Annotated in this window: 17 protein-coding genes; 7 read left to right on the plus strand and 10 right to left on the minus strand. The window is 40.7% G+C overall.

Going from position 1 to position 18,080, the window contains the following annotated elements; translation table 11 throughout:
* A partial coding sequence (gene tuf, locus GQR45_RS20010) for an elongation factor Tu (protein ID WP_024592699.1) occupies nt 1-1,131 on the plus strand: 1,131 nt, incomplete at its 5' end.
* Nucleotides 1,132-1,377: 246 nt separating this feature from the next.
* Here the strand turns inward: tuf and GQR45_RS20015 are convergent.
* The 5 genes from GQR45_RS20015 to GQR45_RS20035 form a co-directional block, all read right to left on the minus strand.
* Entirely contained in the window at nt 1,378-2,574 is a 1,197-nt protein-coding gene (locus tag GQR45_RS20015) for a dipeptidase (protein ID WP_165726849.1), read from the minus strand.
* 64 nt (nt 2,575-2,638) lie between these two features.
* A complete protein-coding gene (locus tag GQR45_RS20020) occupies nt 2,639-2,893 on the minus strand; it encodes a YheU family protein (protein ID WP_007582257.1) in 255 nt (84 codons plus the stop codon).
* Nucleotides 2,890-3,882 carry a hydrolase gene (locus GQR45_RS20025; RefSeq protein ID WP_007582255.1) on the minus strand — a complete coding sequence of 331 codons (993 nt, stop codon included), beginning with the start codon at nt 3,880-3,882 and terminating at the stop codon, nt 2,890-2,892. Before GQR45_RS20025 ends, GQR45_RS20020 begins: the two co-directional genes overlap by 4 nt.
* A 680-nt stretch (nt 3,883-4,562) precedes the next feature.
* Nucleotides 4,563-4,985, minus strand: coding sequence for a TIGR02444 family protein (locus GQR45_RS20030; protein WP_165726850.1), 423 nt, complete (start codon nt 4,983-4,985; stop codon nt 4,563-4,565).
* Nucleotides 4,969-6,891, minus strand: a complete 1,923-nt coding sequence (locus tag GQR45_RS20035; protein ID WP_165726851.1) for an ATP-binding cassette domain-containing protein — start codon at nt 6,889-6,891, stop codon at nt 4,969-4,971. Before GQR45_RS20035 ends, GQR45_RS20030 begins: the two co-directional genes overlap by 17 nt.
* Before the next feature lie 132 nt (nt 6,892-7,023).
* Between GQR45_RS20035 and GQR45_RS20040 the strand changes: the two genes are divergently transcribed.
* Nucleotides 7,024-7,227 carry a YheV family putative zinc ribbon protein gene (locus tag GQR45_RS20040; protein ID WP_165726852.1) on the plus strand — a complete coding sequence of 68 codons (204 nt, stop codon included), beginning with the start codon at nt 7,024-7,026 and terminating at the stop codon, nt 7,225-7,227.
* A 32-nt stretch (nt 7,228-7,259) separates the two neighbouring features.
* Here GQR45_RS20040 and GQR45_RS20045 read toward each other — a convergent pair whose 3' ends face one another.
* Together GQR45_RS20045 and GQR45_RS20050 are read right to left on the minus strand one after the other, a co-directional pair.
* On the minus strand, nt 7,260-7,475 hold the full coding sequence (locus GQR45_RS20045; RefSeq protein WP_007378900.1) for a SlyX family protein: 216 nt from the start codon (nt 7,473-7,475) through the stop codon (nt 7,260-7,262).
* A complete protein-coding gene (locus GQR45_RS20050; protein ID WP_101216799.1) occupies nt 7,462-8,460 on the minus strand; it encodes a hypothetical protein in 999 nt (332 codons plus the stop codon). Before GQR45_RS20050 ends, GQR45_RS20045 begins: the two co-directional genes overlap by 14 nt.
* A 215-nt stretch (nt 8,461-8,675) precedes the next feature.
* Here GQR45_RS20050 and fkpA point away from each other — a divergent pair, with 215 nt between their 5' ends.
* A complete protein-coding gene (gene fkpA / locus GQR45_RS20055; protein ID WP_007582243.1) occupies nt 8,676-9,422 on the plus strand; it encodes an FKBP-type peptidyl-prolyl cis-trans isomerase in 747 nt (248 codons plus the stop codon).
* Between the two features lie 65 nt (nt 9,423-9,487).
* On the opposite strand, the gene GQR45_RS20060 is transcribed toward fkpA, so the two are convergent.
* Nucleotides 9,488-9,958, minus strand: a complete 471-nt coding sequence (locus GQR45_RS20060) for an Rsd/AlgQ family anti-sigma factor (protein ID WP_007582240.1) — start codon at nt 9,956-9,958, stop codon at nt 9,488-9,490.
* A 530-nt stretch (nt 9,959-10,488) separates the two neighbouring features.
* On the opposite strand from GQR45_RS20060, the gene hemE reads away from it, so the two are divergent.
* Nucleotides 10,489-11,553, plus strand: a complete 1,065-nt coding sequence (gene hemE, locus GQR45_RS20065) for a uroporphyrinogen decarboxylase (protein ID WP_002961084.1) — start codon at nt 10,489-10,491, stop codon at nt 11,551-11,553.
* A 108-nt stretch (nt 11,554-11,661) separates the two neighbouring features.
* Here hemE and sthA read toward each other — a convergent pair whose 3' ends face one another.
* Both sthA and GQR45_RS20075 read right to left on the minus strand, forming a co-directional pair.
* Entirely contained in the window at nt 11,662-13,092 is a 1,431-nt protein-coding gene (sthA, locus tag GQR45_RS20070; RefSeq protein ID WP_033040546.1) for a Si-specific NAD(P)(+) transhydrogenase, read from the minus strand.
* Nucleotides 13,093-13,105: 13 nt separating this feature from the next.
* Nucleotides 13,106-14,239 (minus strand): fatty acid desaturase, encoded by a 1,134-nt coding sequence (locus tag GQR45_RS20075; RefSeq protein ID WP_024589509.1) that lies wholly within the window; start codon nt 14,237-14,239, stop codon nt 13,106-13,108.
* Between the two features lie 126 nt (nt 14,240-14,365).
* Between GQR45_RS20075 and fabR the strand changes: the two genes are divergently transcribed.
* The 3 genes from fabR to leuB all read left to right on the plus strand — a co-directional run bounded on the left by fabR (nt 14,366) and on the right by leuB (nt 18,021).
* Entirely contained in the window at nt 14,366-14,989 is a 624-nt protein-coding gene (gene fabR / locus GQR45_RS20080; protein ID WP_002961087.1) for an HTH-type transcriptional repressor FabR, read from the plus strand.
* A gap of 405 nt (nt 14,990-15,394) precedes the next feature.
* Nucleotides 15,395-16,948 carry a 2-isopropylmalate synthase gene (leuA, locus tag GQR45_RS20085; RefSeq protein WP_165726853.1) on the plus strand — a complete coding sequence of 518 codons (1,554 nt, stop codon included), beginning with the start codon at nt 15,395-15,397 and terminating at the stop codon, nt 16,946-16,948.
* Nucleotides 16,945-18,021 carry a 3-isopropylmalate dehydrogenase gene (gene leuB, locus GQR45_RS20090; RefSeq protein ID WP_007582207.1) on the plus strand — a complete coding sequence of 359 codons (1,077 nt, stop codon included), beginning with the start codon at nt 16,945-16,947 and terminating at the stop codon, nt 18,019-18,021. Before leuA ends, leuB begins: the two co-directional genes overlap by 4 nt.
* Nucleotides 18,022-18,080 lie beyond the last annotated feature (59 nt).

Here is an 18,080-nt window from a genome sequence, read left to right on the forward strand (position 1 = left end):
GGCCACGTTGACCACGGTAAAACTACACTAACTGCAGCAATCACTAACGTACTTGCAAAAGTATACGGCGGTGTTGCTAAAGATTTCGCATCAATCGACAACGCTCCTGAAGAGCGCGAACGTGGTATCACTATTTCAACGTCTCACGTTGAATACGATACTCCTTCACGTCACTACGCACACGTAGATTGTCCTGGTCACGCCGATTATGTTAAAAACATGATCACTGGTGCTGCTCAAATGGACGGCGCGATCTTAGTAGTTGCTGCGACTGATGGCCCTATGCCACAAACGCGTGAGCACATCCTTCTTTCTCGTCAAGTTGGCGTTCCTTACATCATCGTGTTCATGAACAAATGTGACATGGTAGATGACGAAGAGCTACTTGAACTAGTAGAAATGGAAGTTCGTGAACTTCTTTCAGAATACGATTTCCCAGGTGATGACTTACCTCTAATTGCTGGTTCTGCGCTTAAAGCGTTAGAAGGCGAGAAAGAGTGGGAAGATAAGATTGTTGAGCTTGCAAATGCACTTGATACTTACATCCCAGAGCCAGAGCGTGACATCGATAAGCCTTTCATTATGCCTATCGAAGACGTTTTCTCAATCCAGGGTCGTGGTACAGTTGTAACTGGTCGTGTTGAAGCTGGTATCATCCGCATCAATGACGAAGTAGAAATTGTTGGTATCAATGATACAACTCGTTCTACTTGTACTGGTGTTGAAATGTTCCGTAAGCTTCTAGACGAAGGTCGTGCTGGCGAAAACATCGGCGCACTTCTACGTGGTACTAAGCGTGAAGACGTTGAACGTGGTCAAGTACTAGCTAAGCCTGGTTCAATCAACCCACATACTACATTCACTTCAGAAGTATACGTACTTTCGAAAGATGAAGGTGGTCGTCATACTCCATTCTTCAAAGGTTACCGTCCACAGTTCTACTTCCGTACAACTGACGTAACTGGTGACGTACAGTTACCAGATGGCGTAGAAATGGTAATGCCTGGTGATAACATCAAGATGACAGTAACTCTAATCGCACCAATCGCGATGGATGAAGGTCTTCGTTTTGCTATCCGTGAAGGTGGTCGTACTGTAGGTGCTGGTGTTGTAGCAACTATCGTAGCGTAACAATTAACGTTAAAGTTAATTGTTAGAAAAAGGTCACTCAGGTGGCCTTTTTTAATGCCTGAAGAAAAGTGATTTGCTCCTAGGTATAGCTTTATTGCCGAAGCTTGGGTTAAGTTTTACGAAACCCGAGGAAAAAGGTTGCTGAAAATAACTGAGCTCTTAGATATAAAAAAAGCACGGCTAGGCCGCGCTTATATTGAGTTAGCTCTTGGTCTTTTAGCCAATTACTAATATATGATAAAAGCTTTAATGCTTTTTCGCATACTCTTGCGCTTGTTTTAAAACTCTTAATAAATTACCGCTAAGAATCTTTTTAATATCTTTGTCGCTGTAATCTCTGTCCATTAAACCTTGAACAAGATTAGGATAGCTAGATACATCTTTTAAACCGATAGGTAATGAATCGCCAACTCCATCATAATCAGAGCCAATACCTACATAATCAATACCAATTAGCTCAACTACGTGATCAATATGATCAAGTACTTGCTCAAGGCTTGCAAATGGGTATGGGTTTTTAGCACGGTATGCAGCATCAAAATCTTTGCTTAATTTAGTGCCGTCTTTTTTAACGGACTCTTTTGTGTTTTTTAACTGCTTGCCCCAACTGCCTGCTTTAGCGGTAACAAAGCTTGAGCCAAAGTTAATTTGAATAACGCCGCCATTTTCTTTAAGTGCCAATAGCATATCGTCATTCATATTACGCTCAAAGCCAGGCGTGTATTTACGAAGTGATGAATGTGAGGCAATTACGGGTGTTTTAGATAGATCCATAACCTGATAAAACGCATCATCAGAAATATGCGATACATCGATTAGCATACCAATATTATTCATTTCAGTGACAAGCTCTTTACCAAATGGGCTTAAGCCTTTCCATTTACGGCGTATATCGTAAGACGAATCCGAAATATGGTTGCTTTGCGAGTGCGCTAGCGTAATGTAGCGAATGCCACGGTCGTAAAAGTGCTGAAGGTTTTTCATATCCCCTTCAATAGGAGAGCCGTTTTCCATACCCATGGCTATAGAAAGCTTACCTTGTTTAAATTGCTCTTCTATATCAGTACTTGAGCTAGCAATAGCAAACTTATCGGGTGCGCGCTGGGCTATGGCTTCCATACTATCAATCATTTGATTGGCTAGTTGGTAGCTTTTTCCTTTACCTTCAAATTCCAAATGCGCAGGAATATAAATTGACATAAACGGTGCATTTAAACCGCCTTTTACAGCGCGAGGGTAGTCAAAATCGCCATCAGTTGTCGCTTTAGTTACATCAACCCAGCTTTCGTAAATTCGATAAGGTACGTCGATATGGGTATCAATTAAAATGGTGTCTTTAGCGAGTTTAATTGCCTTGTCAGATGCTGTTATTGTTTGTTCTGCTTGGGCTTGGCTAGTTAAAGCTAGTGATATGGCTACCACTAGAGTGCTGAGTTTTATCATGTTTTGGCTCTTTGGGTAAAAAGCCATTGTGTACGTTCAATTCAAAAGTTACAAGTACTACACCTTAATCAAACGCCTCTGCTTGATGCTCTTCACTTTGCAGCGCTTTAAATTCGCCCTTAGAAATAATAGTAACTGACTCATGTAATTCAGAGAAAAACACCATCGCTTCACCATTTTTAAGCTGAAGCTTAACTTGGTTAACTTTAGATTCGATGCTTGCTTCTACTTCGCCATAATCGGTGCCTTCGCGCAGTACGTAGCTTTCTATTAGGTTGTATAGTGTATCTTTATCGAGTTGTTCAAAAGGGATAATCATAATTGCTCTTTGTTTGCGTTGCCTAAAACATGTTGCCCAAAATAGCATGGCACGGCTTTCTCTAACCAAAATATAGGCTTAAACGGATTTTTACCGCTAATAAAACCAACGTGTCCGCCTTTGTCAGAGATGCGCAGCGTAACATGCTCACTTACGTCTTGCCTACTTGGTACGGCCTTAATTGAGAGCATAGGGTCGTCTTTGGCATGAATAATAAGTGTAGGTATAGCGATATCTTTTAAGTACGGCATTGCACTGGCTTTGCGATAGTAATCGTGTGCGTTTTCAAAACCATGCAGAGGGGCTGTTAACTGATTATCAAACTCTAATAAATCGTCAATTTTCATTAACTGTTTTGGTGTTAGTGAAATTTGCTGCTTAATTTGTGGCAGCTTTCGCTGCATTGATTTTTTCATGCGATCGAGCAGATATTTTTGGTAAATTTTACCTAAGCTTTTACGAATAACATCGCTTGATGACGACAAATCATAAGGAGCAGATACCACCGCTGCAGCACTTAGTGGGCATGCTTGTGATTGTTCACCTAAGTATTTGGCCAGTACGTTACCGCCTAACGAAAAACCTACAGCGACCATAGTGCGCTCAGGAAATTGCAGCTTTAAGTGATTTATAAAAAAGGCTAAATCGGCGGTGTCACCGCTGTGATAAGCACGTGGCAGGCGATTTACTTCAGTTGAGCAATTTCTAAAGTGCATAAGCACAACTGCATAACCTTGCTTTTTTAACGCCTTCATCATGCCTTTGGCATAAAAGCTATTTATATTGCCTTCAAGGCCATGTAAAACAACGGCAAGTGGAGCGGTTTCGTTATGTGGAAGTGACCATGCGAGCTCAATAAAGTCACCATCAGGTGTATCAAGTTGCTCAAGTTCGTAGCGAGTGTGGTGAAATGGGCGGAAAAAACGCGGCATTATGGTTTGAACGTGACGATTGGTCATCCACCATGCTGGTTTGAACTGAGAGATCATGTTTGTACTACGCACTTTGTATTAAACGAAAAGCTAGTGTACCAAATTTTTCGCTTCAGAAAATAAAAAGCGCCTAACTAGTAAACTAATAAGGCGCTTTAGTGCGTCGTGCTTAATTTTGTTCGGGGATTTCTGCATCATGTATTTTTTTCAAAAAGAAAAAAGCAAAAAATATACACAAAGAAACAACGATGGTTAAAAACCCAAAAGACATAAATAAAACTGGATCTGTAAAAAAGTCTCTAAAGAATACGTTCATGAGTTGTTCCCCTCGTTGTTGATGGGTTAATCATAGGCGGTGTTTGCAGGTCGCAACGTGATCGAGATCAAGTTATTTACATAAGCAGATATAGGGGTGAAGCTAAGTTGATTTAGATCATGCTTTAAGGGCTACTAAGTTATTACCACTGAGAGCTAAGAGAGTTTTTCACTTTACCTAAAAACGTAGCGCTTTAAACTTTTTTGAGTAAACCACTTAAAGATTTTTTGCACAAAGAGAAAAGAATGAGAAGTAAATGAGGGTAGAGCAACAAACTGCTCAATATTTATATCTAAGTAATTTAGTTTGTTTTCCTCTAAAAGCGAAGCGCCTCTTAACCTCTTTGTGAATAAATTATTTAAAGGTTTTTTGCACAAAGAAAATAGAATGGGCAGTAGAAGAGGGTATAAAAACTAGCAGCCTAAGTGGCTTTCATATACAGCTCAATATTGTTTGGTTCTGCATGCTCGATTAATTCAAACTCATTTACTGCTTCAATCAACATATGTTGCTGTTGTTTTTCAAGCTTTAGCTCAGCGCTTAGTAACTCTGCGCGTATTGTGGTGTAATCACTTATCGTATTCTGATTAGCTTTTAAATAGCTACGGGCAGCGCGCAGAGGTTGTAATGCGTGAGTATCAAACTCACTAATTGCGTCTATTAACTCATTTAACTGTTGGGTATTAATACTTAAATTTAATGAGTCTAAATAAAGTAACAATAAGCATAAATTAACGTTTTTTCCTTGCTGGTTTTGTAGTGCTAGCAAGGTTGTTTGTTGATCAGGCTTTGCGTACAAGGTGCACGCAAACTGCCAAAAATGGTCGCTATTGAGCAAGTTCATCGGCGAATGCCTGCTCTTTTTCTTCCATTTCTTCAAGTGCCATAAGTAGCTCTTCTTCAACGTCGTTAAGCTTAGGCGTAAGGGTTGCTTGCTTGGCTAATAACTCTTTAAGCTTGGCTTTGTTGTCGTCGTTGTACAGTTCGTTATCACCTAAGGCCACTTCAACTTCACTTAATTCGGCGGTAAATTTATCGAGTTGCTTTTCAAGCTTTTCAATTTGCTTTTTAAGTGGCTGAGTGGCTTTTCTAAACTCAGCTTCTAAGCGCTTTTGCTCCTTACGGTTAACACCTGGGTTTGCTTTAGGCTCGTCGGTTTGCTGCGCTTTAACCGCTTCTTTATTCGCGTTAAGTAACCATTGATAATACGCATCTAAGTCGTAACCAAACTGGGTTACTTTGCCGTCATCTACTAAGTAAAACTCATCGGCGGTATTTTTAAGCATATGGCGATCATGCGATACGGTAACCATAGCGCCTTCAAAGCCTTGTAGTGCCATAACAAGTGCATGGCGCATTTCTAAATCAAGGTGGTTGGTTGGCTCATCCAGTAATAATAAGTTTGGCTTTTGATATACCAACATGGCAAGCACTAAACGTGCTTTTTCGCCGCCCGAAAATGGGGCTACAGGCTCAAGTGCCTTATCGCCAATAAAGGCGAAACCGCCTAAAAAGTCACGTAGTGATTGTTCAGTGGCTTTTGGGTCTAGTCGTTGTATGTGCGTTATTGCACTGGCTTTTAAATCAAGAGATTCCAGCTGATGCTGCGCAAAGTAACCAATATTTAATCCGTGATGCTGAATAACTTCGCCCGCTTGCGGCTCTAAATCACCAGAAAGCAGTTTAATTAACGTTGATTTACCCGCGCCATTTCGACCAAGTAAAGCAATTCGGCTACCTGGTACAAGGTTTAGCTCTATATTATTTAAAATAGTGACGTCACCATAACCCGCTTTGGCTTTATCTATTGTCATTAGTGGGTTTGGTAATGCTTTTGGCTCTGCAAACTCAAAGTTAAATGGCGAGTCGGCATGTGCTGGCGCTAGTTTTTCCATGCGTTCCAGTGCTTTTACACGGCTTTGTGCTTGTTTAGCTTTACTGGCTTTTGCTTTAAAGCGCGTTATAAATTGCTCTAAGTGTGCAATTTGATCTTGCTGCTTATCAAACATTGCTTGTTGTTGTAGTAAACGCTCTGCTTTTTGGCGTTCAAACTGCGAGTAGTTACCTTTGTACACATTGATAAGTTGCTTATCTACATGCCAAATTTGGTCAACCACCGCATCTAAAAACTCACGGTCATGCGATATAAGTACAAGGGTGCCGGTATAAGCACGTAAAAAGCGTTCAAGCCAATAAACGGCATCTAAATCAAGGTGGTTTGTTGGCTCATCGAGTAATAGTAAATCGGCGTCGCGTATTAATGCTTGGGCAAGGTTTAAACGCATACGCCAACCACCCGAAAACGAGCTGACAGGGTTTTCTATTAGGTTATTGGCAAAGCCTAGACCATGTAATAGCTCACCGGCGGTTGATTCAATGCTATAGCCTTTAATATTTTCAAGCTGAATATGTACTTTGGCTTGTGTGTCGCCATCGTTGTTTTTCTCGGCCTCACGCAGTGCTATGCGCATTGAGTAGTATTCTGGGTGGCCTTGAAGTACATAATCAATCGCGCTTATTTCAAGTGCAGGTGTCTCTTGCTTAACAGAGGCAATAGACCAATCTTTTGGAATGCTGCAGTTACCGGCATCTAGTTGCAGTTCTGATTTTAGTAAACCAAATAACGTTGATTTTCCACAGCCATTAGCGCCAACAAGGCCTACTTTGTGTTCTGGGAATAATGTAGCTGATGCGTTTTTTAATAAGGCTTTACCGCCACGAAGTAGTTCTATTTCTGAGATTTGGATCATGAATGCGTTACTTTGCTGTGCCCTTGTTAAGTTGGCGCTATCATAACATAGAACTTAATGCTCTTATCAAGCGTATCAACAAGTGAAGTTATACGATAAAATGACAGCAGTTCAAACCACAGGAAAAATGTTGTGAGACAAAAGAAGCGATTTATTGCTGGTGCATCGTGCCCTGACTGCAAAGCCATGGATACTATGATGCTATACAGAGAACATGATGTTGAAAAAGTAGAGTGTGTTGAGTGTGGTCATAAAATGGCGCAACCCGATAACGCTATTCAGGCGTCTACTCGCCAATTTGAACAAGTAATTGGTGTATTTAAACCGGGCGACTAACCCGGTTTTTTATTGCCTAATTTTTACCGGTTTTAGTAATGCGGTGGAGGCGGCTCAGGTGCTTCAGACATCATAGACGATGATGACTGCGACTCTTTAATCTTCTCTGCTAGCAGCTCAGTTTGGCGTTTCATTTTTGCTAAAAGTTGCTGGTGCACTTTTATTTCATCATTTAAGACTTCAATCGTTTCGTCTTGAAAAGCCACTTTGGCTTCAAGTTCCATTAAGCGATGTTCAATTGTGTTCATTATTCTCTCGTATAATAAATCGCTCTGCGATACCGCTGGAGCTTTCGGTTAACAACGACTTACCGTTATCTGTAAATGTCACATCTAGCACCACCGCCGATTTAGGCTTACTGCCTTCGCGCGGGGTAACCTGCCAAGTTTGAATTTTTTCACCGCTTGGTATTTGCCACAAATCTACGCGCTTATTTGGCGAGCCGGTTGCAAGCAAAGTGCCTTGTTCGTTAAAGCGCACAGCAGTAAAAATTTTCTGACGCGCAATATACTTCAGTTTACTCACAAGATCACCTGTAGTCAGCTTCCATACATTTGCTTGTGCCATACTATCGGCCGTAAACGCATAGCGACCTTGTGGATCGAGCGTTACTTGGGTAACACGCGTTGGGTGATTAAAACGATGAATTACTTGCCCTGTACGTGTATCCCAAAAGTAAGCAACATAATCGTTAGAACCACTTAAGGCGTAGCGTCCGTTAGGTGATAGGTCAACGGTGTTAACTTTATCTTGATGACCTAAAAACTCAATACGACGTCCGGTTTCTAGGTTTACAAATACGACAACGCCGTCGCTACGGCCGTATAAAACACTACGGCCTTGATTGCTAATAGCAATATCGCGAATACTGGCTTTTTGTATTTTGTAATAACCTTTATTTTTGCCTGTGGCTATATCCCACACAGCAAACGTGGTTTTTTCGGCGGTAACAGCCACGCTGTTATCAAAAGCAATAGCAACGGCGTATACCAAACTGTCTTGATCTTGCTGCTGAAACCATTGGTATTTTAGTACCTGCTGTTGATTATCCCACAGGGCGACCCCATGGTTGATAGAGGAGATCAAACTGTATTTACCATCGTTTGAAACTGTTGATGAAAACGCACCTTGTGCAGCATGTTCGTAACTTGCTACAGCGTGTTGTTTTTTATCGGTACAGGCGATGGCTAAAAAACAGCTAAATACGATTAAAAAAGTACGAAATATCGACATATTACAGGTATTTCCCCTTAACTCTTAGTGACTGAGAGGTTAGACTAGGACGCGTTAAATGCCTAGGTTGTTTGTCTAATCACTGGATATGTTTTTAGTTTAGCTAACAATGTGGAATTTAGTCATTAAACAAGCAGCCTATCATGTGGGCCGTTAATCTTTAACTAGTAATAATACATTAAAATGACAACTGCAAAGTGTGTCGGAGATTTAAAATGAAAAAGACGATTAGATTGTCATTGATTGCAGCGTCAGTTTTAGCGCTTACAGCTTGTAATCAAGAAGCAAAAAAAGAACAAGCTGAAGTTAAATTAGACACTGTAGAACAGCAACAAGCATACGGTATTGGTGCATCTGTAGGTAACTTTTTAAATAAAGACCTAGCAGACAAAACAGAAATTGGTATCGAGCTAGACCAAGCACTTCTAATCCGTGGTTTTGAAGATGCACTTGCTGGTAATGCAAAAATTGACGAAGAAAAAATTCGCGAAGTGTTAACTGAACTAGATACATCAGTACGTACTAAGCAAGAAGAAAAAGCAAAAGTAGAGTCTGAAAAAAGCAAAGAAGCGGGTGTTAAATACCTAGCTGACAACGCTAAAAAAGAAGGCGTTACAGTAACTGAGTCTGGCCTACAGTATGAAGTACTTAGCGAAGGCGATGGCGAAAAGCCAGTAGCAACTGATGTAGTTAAAGTACACTACAAAGGTACTTTATTAGACGGTACTGAGTTTGATAGCTCATATGCACGTAACGAACCTACAACTTTCCCTCTTAACCGCGTAATTGCTGGTTGGACTGAAGGTTTACAACTTATGTCAGTGGGTTCTAAGTACAAGTTCACTATTCCTTCAGAACTTGCTTACGGCGACCGTGACTTAGGTAAGATTCCAGCTAATTCAACACTTGTATTTGAAGTTGAATTACTTGAAATTCAAAATGAAGAAGCACCAGCACAATAATAAGTTTATTGTGTAAATGCAAAAAGGGACCTTAGGTCCCTTTTTTAATATGCGTAAATAACATATTAGTTTGCGTGATTAGAAAACAAGTTATCAATAAGCTCATCTTCAAGTGCAAAGCGTGCTTCTAATGCCTCACCAATAACAGACAAGTCATCATCAAAACCCTTTAACAAGTCTTCTTTGTCTACTTCAGCGTACTTATCATTAAAATCTAACGCTATGTCGGTTGTACTGGAAATACGCGGGTAAATAGAGTTTGCAAGCTCTTGGCTCTGTAAGCCCTTTTTTTCACATGCTTTTGCTATATCGTCATACACTTCAAAATGGCCCGCAGATAGGTAATCCATTAAAAGTTGGCAAAATGATTCAATTAGTTTTGGCTCTGGCAATGCTTGATCTTGTTTTTCGTACGGCGTAAAACCTGCAATTTTGCAATAAAGTACAATAAGGTCTTGGCGTTCGTTTAGCCATTTATCAATTACTGTGTGGCTACCACCCCATTTTTGTTGAGCTTTTTCTACACGCGTCAGCATAACTGTTCTCCTAGCTGGGTTGGTCTTTCAATTAGAATATAATAAGTTTATGTACATCAAGATATATTTAATTTGCGCGTATATCAACAAGTAAAGTTGAGCTACTTTGAGGGGTGTACCTTTTTATATAATCTAAGGCGAGAGATTTTATTTTAGGCAAGAAAAAACCACCAGTTACGGTGGTCTAATTTCTTTCAGTGACTTGTTATAACAAGCTTTCTTATTTTTATGAGATGATTTTTATTGTTATTATTTTAAAACATTTATTTTTATTGTTTTAAGATTTTTATTATTGTTTTTGTTAACGCGGGACAAACAATAACAAGGTTTTTGTAATGTTGCAAACATATTAATAAAAAGTTTTAAATGTTATTCTTTTTTGCTTGTTTTATAGTCAAAATGGATTAAAGCACGCCATTATATTGATCTGCCTCTAGGTAAAGCTGTTTTCGTCCCTAAGCAATAGAGGGTCGGAGAATATGGTGGTACAATCTTGCACAATTTATACAAGTCTTAGGATCATTTACGCCATGAGCGAATTAAAAAACGACCGTTATTTACGTGCACTTGCAAAACAACCTGTTGATGTAACTCCGGTATGGATGATGCGCCAAGCAGGACGCTATTTACCAGAGTATCGCGCTACACGTGCACAAGCGGGCGATTTTATGAGCCTGTGCCGTAATGCTGAGCTTGCATGTGAAGTTACACTGCAGCCACTACGTCGCTACCCGTTAGATGCCGCTATATTATTTAGTGATATTTTAACGATTCCAGATGCGATGGGTTTAGGTCTTTACTTTGAAACTGGCGAAGGTCCTAAGTTTGAACGACCTATTTCATCACTTGCTGATGTTAAAAAAATTCCAAAGTTAGACCCTACAGACGAGCTTGGCTACGTAATGAACGCAGTAAGCACTATTCGCCGTGAACTTAAAGGTGAAGTACCGCTTATTGGTTTTTCTGGTTCACCTTGGACGCTAGCAACTTATATGGTTGAAGGCGGTAGCAGCAAAGTATTTGGTAAAATCAAAAAAATGGCGTTTGCAGAGCCGCAAACACTTCATTTATTACTCGATAAGTTAGCTGACTCAGTTATTGATTATTTAAATGCTCAAATTAAAGCTGGCGCGCAATCGCTAATGGTATTTGACTCATGGGGTGGTGTATTAAGCCCGCGCGATTACAACGAGTTTTCACTGCAATATATGCATAAAATTGTAGATGGCTTAATTCGTGAATACGATGGTCGTAAAGTACCGGTTACTTTGTTCACTAAAAATGGTGGTCAATGGATTGAAGCTATTGCAGCAACAGGTTGTGATGCAATTGGTCTTGATTGGACTATTAATATTAGCGACGCTAAGCGCCGTGTGGGTGATAAAGTAGCTCTACAAGGTAATATGGACCCATCTATGTTACACGGTACACCAGAGCGTATTCGCCAAGAAGTAGGCACTATTTTAGAAGACTTCGGTACAGGCAATGGCCACGTGTTTAACTTAGGCCACGGTATTACACCAGATGTAGACCCTGAAAATGCTGGTGTATTCATTAATGCAGTACATGAGCTAAGTGCTAAGTACCATAAGTAATAGCTACTTAAATAAACTTTAAAACTGTTTAAAAGTAAAAAACCCGCTAAGTTGCGGGTTTTTTGTTACCTATTTATAAAGGCTTTTAAAACTTCTTAGCTAAGCAGTTTATTTAAATAAGCGATTTAAACCATTTAATGCCGCAACACGGTAGGCTTCAGCCATGGTTGGGTAGTTAAATGTGGTATTTACAAAGTAGTCGATATTATTGCCACCATTTTTTTGTTCCATAATAGCTTGGCCAATGTGAACAATTTCAGATGCACGCTCGCCAAAACAATGTACGCCAAGTACTTCTTTGGTTTCAGTGTGGAATAATATTTTTAAACTACCTACTTCAGTGCCCGCAATTTGCGCACGTGCCAAATGCTTAAACTGAGCACGGCCAACTTCATATGGTACTTTAGCGGCTGTAAGCTCTTGCTCGGTTTTACCGACTGAGCTCATTTCTGGAATGGTATAAATACCGGCCGGAATATCAACTATCAGTCTGTCATCACAGTTACCACACGCAATTGCATCAGCAGCTATACGACCTTGGTCAAACGCAGCACTTGCAAGGCTTGGATAGCCAATTACATCACCTACAGCGTAAACGTTATCAATTTCTGTTTGATATGTTTCGTTAACTTTTAATTGGCCACGGCTATCGGCTTTTAAACCAATGGCTTCAAGGTTTAATGTATCAGTGTTACCAGTACGGCCATTAGCAAATAAAATACAGTCAGCTTTTACGCGTTTGCCTGATTTTAAATGCATAATAACGCAGTCGTCACGCGTTTCTATTCGGTCAAACTCTTCGTTATGACGAATAACAATACCGCTGTTCCAAAAGTGATAGCTAAGCGCGTCAGATATTTCAGCATCCATAAAAGCAAGTAGTCGGTCGCGTGTATTAACCAAATCAACTTTAGCGCCTAAACCTTTAAATATAGAAGCGTATTCACAACCAATTACACCAGCGCCGTATATAAGTACGCGGTGAGGGTCGTGTTTAAGACCTAAAATAGTGTCGCTCTCATAAATACGAGAATGCGTAAAATCGACTTCTGGTGGGCGATAAGGGCGTGAGCCCGTTGCTATAACAATCGTTTTAGCGGTCAGTCGCTCAGTTGAACCATCATTTCTTTTTACTTCAATTGTGTGCTTATCTACAAAGCTCGCATCACCTTGAAACATATGAATGCGGTTACGATCGTAAAAGCTGCTACGTAAATTAGATTGCTTAGAAATAACAGAACTGGCATGACGTAAAATATCAGGAAATGTTAAGCGGCTAGGGCGCTCACCAACATTAAATAACGGATTTGCTTTGTATTCAATATAGCGGCTAACAGAGTGGCGAAGCGCTTTTGAAGGAATTGTTCCCCAATGCACACAACCGCCACCAACTGATTCTTGGCGTTCAATAACCGCTACTTTTTTGTCGTTTTTTGAAAGGTTCATGGCGGTACCTTCACCGCCAGGACCCGTGCCAATAATTATTGCATCATATTGGTATGTCACGGGTACTTTTTTTTGTTCTGGTTGTTTGGCCACAGCCACTCCTAAATTAATTAAAAGAGGCTTTTAATAACCTCGCATTAAGTGCTAGCCATGCCTGTTTTTGATTTTCCCAGGCGGCTTCCAACTCATGGTATTGTGCCATTAATGCTGAGCGTTCACACTGCTTTGCCATGTTATTTTTTTTAACTTCTAACACTTGTTTTTGTAGTGAACAATAATTTTGCAGTTTTTTCAGCAGTAAATCGTACTCTTGTTGTAATAATGTAATCTTATCTTGTGCTAAAGGCAATTTTGCAAGACGCGTTTGCGTTTTGCTCATTAGCGTTTCGGCCTTTGCTTTTTCGATACGTTCAACAGGTGTACGCTTCAATTTATTAGCTAAACCAACAGCTGCTAAAGAGCGGATCATCCATTTTGTTGGATCGTAATGAAACCATTTAATACCGTTACGGTAGTCGCTTGCAAATATATGGTGGAAGTTGTGATACCCCTCACCGTATGTAAATAACGCTAAAAAGCCGTTATCGCGTGCCGTATTTTTTTCGGTGTATGGGCGAGAGCCCCAAATATGTGCAACCGAATTTATAAAAAAGGTAAAGTGTTGACTCAGTACTAAGCGTAGTAAACCTGCAAGAATTAACATACCCCACACATCACCAACTAATAAACCAAGTGCAAGAGGCAAACCTACGTTCATAGCAATAGCTAGTTTTAAGTAGTGCTTATGTTGCCACATAACGACTTTATTTCGTTGTAAATCACGACAATTACTATAGTCGTTGTAGCTATCGCCTTGGTAGTCACGTAACATCCAGCCGATATGGCTATACCAAAAACCATTGGTAGCCGCGTAAGGGTCTTTTATAGGGTCGTCAACTTGACCGTGATGTATACGGTGATCGCTACTCCAATGCAAAGCACTGTTTTGTAGTGCAAAAGCACCGCCAAGCGCAAAAATAAATTCAACAGCAGGGTGTGCGTTATAGGTTTTATGTGCCCATAATCGATGGTAGCCAGCAGTAATTGATAAGCCTGCATAAAACATGCAGCCAACAAAAGCAATCCAATGCGCGCTGGTAAATCCGTAGCTAATGGCGTACCAAGGTACAAGTGTGGCAGCCGCCAAAAAGGTTAGGCTAAAAAATAGGACGTTTGTCCAAATAATCGGTGGTTTATTCATAATTCTCAATCTCAGCGTACAACTGTAAGCTAAAATAGTATTTCAAACTCTCGTCGTCAAGTATTAGACTGTACAATTGAGCTAATATCACTAAATATTCATATAAAATAATTCAGGGAGCTGTTGATGTCGGGTGTTAGAGCGCAACAGAAACAAAAAACACGACAGGCGTTAATTCAAGCGGCATTTAATCAGCTGAGTGCTGATCATAGTTTTTCGAATTTAAGTTTACGCGAAGTAGCACGAGAAGCTGGTATTGCCCCAACGTCTTTTTATCGTCATTTTAAAGACATGGATGAGCTAGGTTTAACCATGGTAGACGAAGCCGGTTTAACCCTTCGTCAACTAATGCGTCAAGCACGCAGACGAATAGCAAACGATGGCGGCAGTGTTATAAATACCTCAGTGGTTACTTTTATGGAATTTATTGATAACTCAAGTAACCAGTTTAGGTTGTTGCTGCGAGAACGCTCAGGGACTTCTAAAGCATTTAGAGCCGCAGTAGCCCGCGAGGTAAAACATTTTATTTTAGAGCTGGCTCATTATTTAGAAAGTGAAACTAAATGTAATGCTATGCATGCCTATATTCAGGCGGAATCTATGGTAACGCTCGTATTTAATGCGGGTGCAGAAGCGCTCGATATAGAAGGATTGCAACGCGACGAATTAATTGAGCGCGTTATTTGGCAGCTGCGTTATATTACTCGTGGAGCCGGGCATTACGTAAGAGAAACGAGTAAAGAAGCATAGCTTAAAAAAATTGTAAAAAGTTAATATAAGCACGGTATATTGCAGTGCTTATTAATTTAAGCGTCACTAGTCACGAATTTGTTATTTTAATTCTTTATAGGCGCCTTGTTTGAATTAAAAAACCCAATTGAATCGTTTTTAAATCTGTTTTGTGGAATTTTTATGCTTGCTTCCGTCGCTTTGTAATGTTAAAAATAGGCTTCACTGAACACACACACAAGAAAACAAGATGCATATTATTCGTTTAATTACACTAAAACTTAACCTCTTACTGCTATGGCAAGTAAGCGGGGATTAGTGTGTTTGCATCGAGTTGAACACTAAAAACCCCGCAATTGCGGGGTTTTTTTTATCTCGCGGCTGGGATTAATTGAAATTTGGGTAACATAGGAATGAGGGGCAGTTATGCAAGAGCAAGATAAAGTATGGATTTTTGATACCACCTTACGTGATGGCGAACAGGCGCTTAAAGCGAGCCTTACTGAAGATGATAAAATTCAATTAGCACATACAATTAGCCGCTTGAATGTGGATGTGATGGAAGTGGGTTTTCCGGTTTCGAGCCCTGCTGATTTTCGCTCGGTGCAACGTATTGCAACCGAAGTAAAAGGCCCGATTATTTGTGGTTTGGCACGCTCAGTTGCTAAAGACATTGAAGCCTGTGGCGAAGCACTTCGCACAGCTCAGCAAAGCCGTATTCATACTTTTATTGCCACAAGCCCTTTGCACCTTGAACATAAATTACGTATGAGCTTAGACGATGCAACGGCAATGGCTGTTAAATCAATTAAATTGGCACGTAACTATACTGATGATGTTGAATTTTCGTGTGAAGATGCCGGTCGTACGCCACATTGGGATTTATGTAAAATTGTTGAGCAGGCAATTAATGCCGGAGCTTCAACTATTAACTTGCCAGATACCGTTGGTTTTGTAACGCCAGACGAATACGCCGCGATGATCCGCCATTTAATGAATAACGTGCCAAATATTGATAAAGCGCGTTTAAGTGTGCATTGCCACAACGATTTAGGTTTAGCCGTAGCAAACTCGGTGGCTGCAGTGCAAGCCGGAGCACGTCAAATTGAGTGTACTATCAATGGCATTGGTGAGCGGGCTGGTAACTGCTCACTTGAAGAAGTGGCGATGATCATGAAAATGCGCCACGACCACTTAAAAGTATACACAGATATTAAAAGTGAAGAAATTTACCGCGCATCTCGCCAAGTGGCTAAAATTTGTAATATGCCAGTACAACCAAATAAAGCGATTGTTGGCGAAAACGCCTTTGCACACAGCTCTGGCATTCATCAAGACGGTGTATTAAAAGCGCAAAATACTTATGAGATTATGTCGCCAGAAAGCGTGGGTGTGCCAAGCAACCAATTAAATATGACTTCGCGTTCGGGTCGTCATGTTATTGAGCATCGCCTAGAAGAATTAGGCTATCAAAAATCTGATTACGATATGGATGGCTTATATAAAAGCTTTATCGAATTGGCTGACCAAAAAGGCACCGTATACGATTACGACCTTGAGGCGATGATTTACTTTAATCAAATTAACGACAAAGACGAAAAATACCAATTAGAATTTGTTAACTCAGCCTCTAACTCACAATCGGTAGCAAGCTCTACGATTGGAATGCGCATTGATGGCGAAGCTAAACAAGAAGCCGCGACAGGTAATGGTCCAGTTGAAGCCTCGTTTGTAGCCATTGAGCGCTTAACCGGTATGAACGTTGAAATGATTGAATACAACTTAGAAGCGACAGGTCAAGGTGCAAGCTCATTAGGCCAAGTAAATATTATAGCTAAATACGATGGTCGACCTTACCACGGTGCGGGCATTGCAGCGGATGTGGTTGAAGCGTCGGTACGCGCCATGATCCGTGTTTATAACTTAATTTATCGTGCACAAAAAGTGTCTGATTTAAAACAACAAAGGAAAGCAGGATGAGTAAAACAAACTACAGCGTTGCGGTATTAGCTGGCGACGGTATTGGCCCAGAAGTAATGGCAGCAGCAGAGCAAGTACTTGATGCTGTGAGCAATAAGTTTGGTTTTACCCTAAACCGCGAGCATTATGCAATTGGCGGCGCAGCCATTGACGAATTTGGTAAAGCATTACCAGAGAGTACACTTACTGCGTGTGAAAACTCAGACGCTATTTTATTTGGTTCGGTAGGCGGTCCTAAATGGGAAAACTTACCACCAAACGAGCAGCCTGAGCGCGCATCGTTATTGCCTCTTCGTAAGCACTTTGGTTTGTTTTGTAATTTACGCCCTGCACAGTTATTACCTGCATTAAGTGCAGCATCGCCACTTCGCGCTGATATTAGTGAAAAAGGTTTTGATATTTTATGTGTGCGCGAACTAACTGGCGGCATTTACTTTGGTGAAAAAGGCCGCAGTGGTGAAGGCGCAGAAGAGTTTGCATTTGATACGCAAACATATTCACGAAAAGAAATTGAACGTATTGCACGCTTTGCTTTTGAAGCTGCAAAACTACGTAGTAACCATGTTACCTCTGTTGATAAAGCCAATGTATTAGCATCAAGCGTATTATGGCGCGAAGTAGTAACCGAAGTAAGCAAAGACTACCCAGAAGTAAGCTTAGATTACATTTACGTAGATAACGCCGCTATGCAGTTAGTTAAGCAGCCTAGCCAATTTGATGTATTACTTTGCGATAACTTATTTGGCGATATTTTGTCAGATGAGTGCGCCATGATCACAGGTTCAATGGGCTTATTACCATCGGCAAGTTTGAATCAATCAGGTTTTGGATTGTACGAGCCAGCAGGCGGTTCAGCACCAGATATTGCAGGTAAAGGCGTTGCAAACCCAATAGCACAAATTTTAAGTGCCGCATTAATGCTACGTTACTCGCTAGGGCAAGACGAAGCTGCTCGCACGATTGAAAAAGCAGTAGCAGAAGCCGTAGAAGCAGGCGTTGGCACACCAGATATATATCCAAATGCAGGTTACAGCACAAGCGATGTGGCAGCAGCCATCGTTTCACGCATTTAATAACATATTAAAGTTGCAGCACCGTTATGCTGCAACTCAAACAGATTAGGGAATTAGCA

Origin of the sequence: Pseudoalteromonas sp. SA25 (genome assembly GCF_011378705.1) — a bacterium.
GTDB lineage: Bacteria > Pseudomonadota > Gammaproteobacteria > Enterobacterales > Alteromonadaceae > Pseudoalteromonas > Pseudoalteromonas arctica.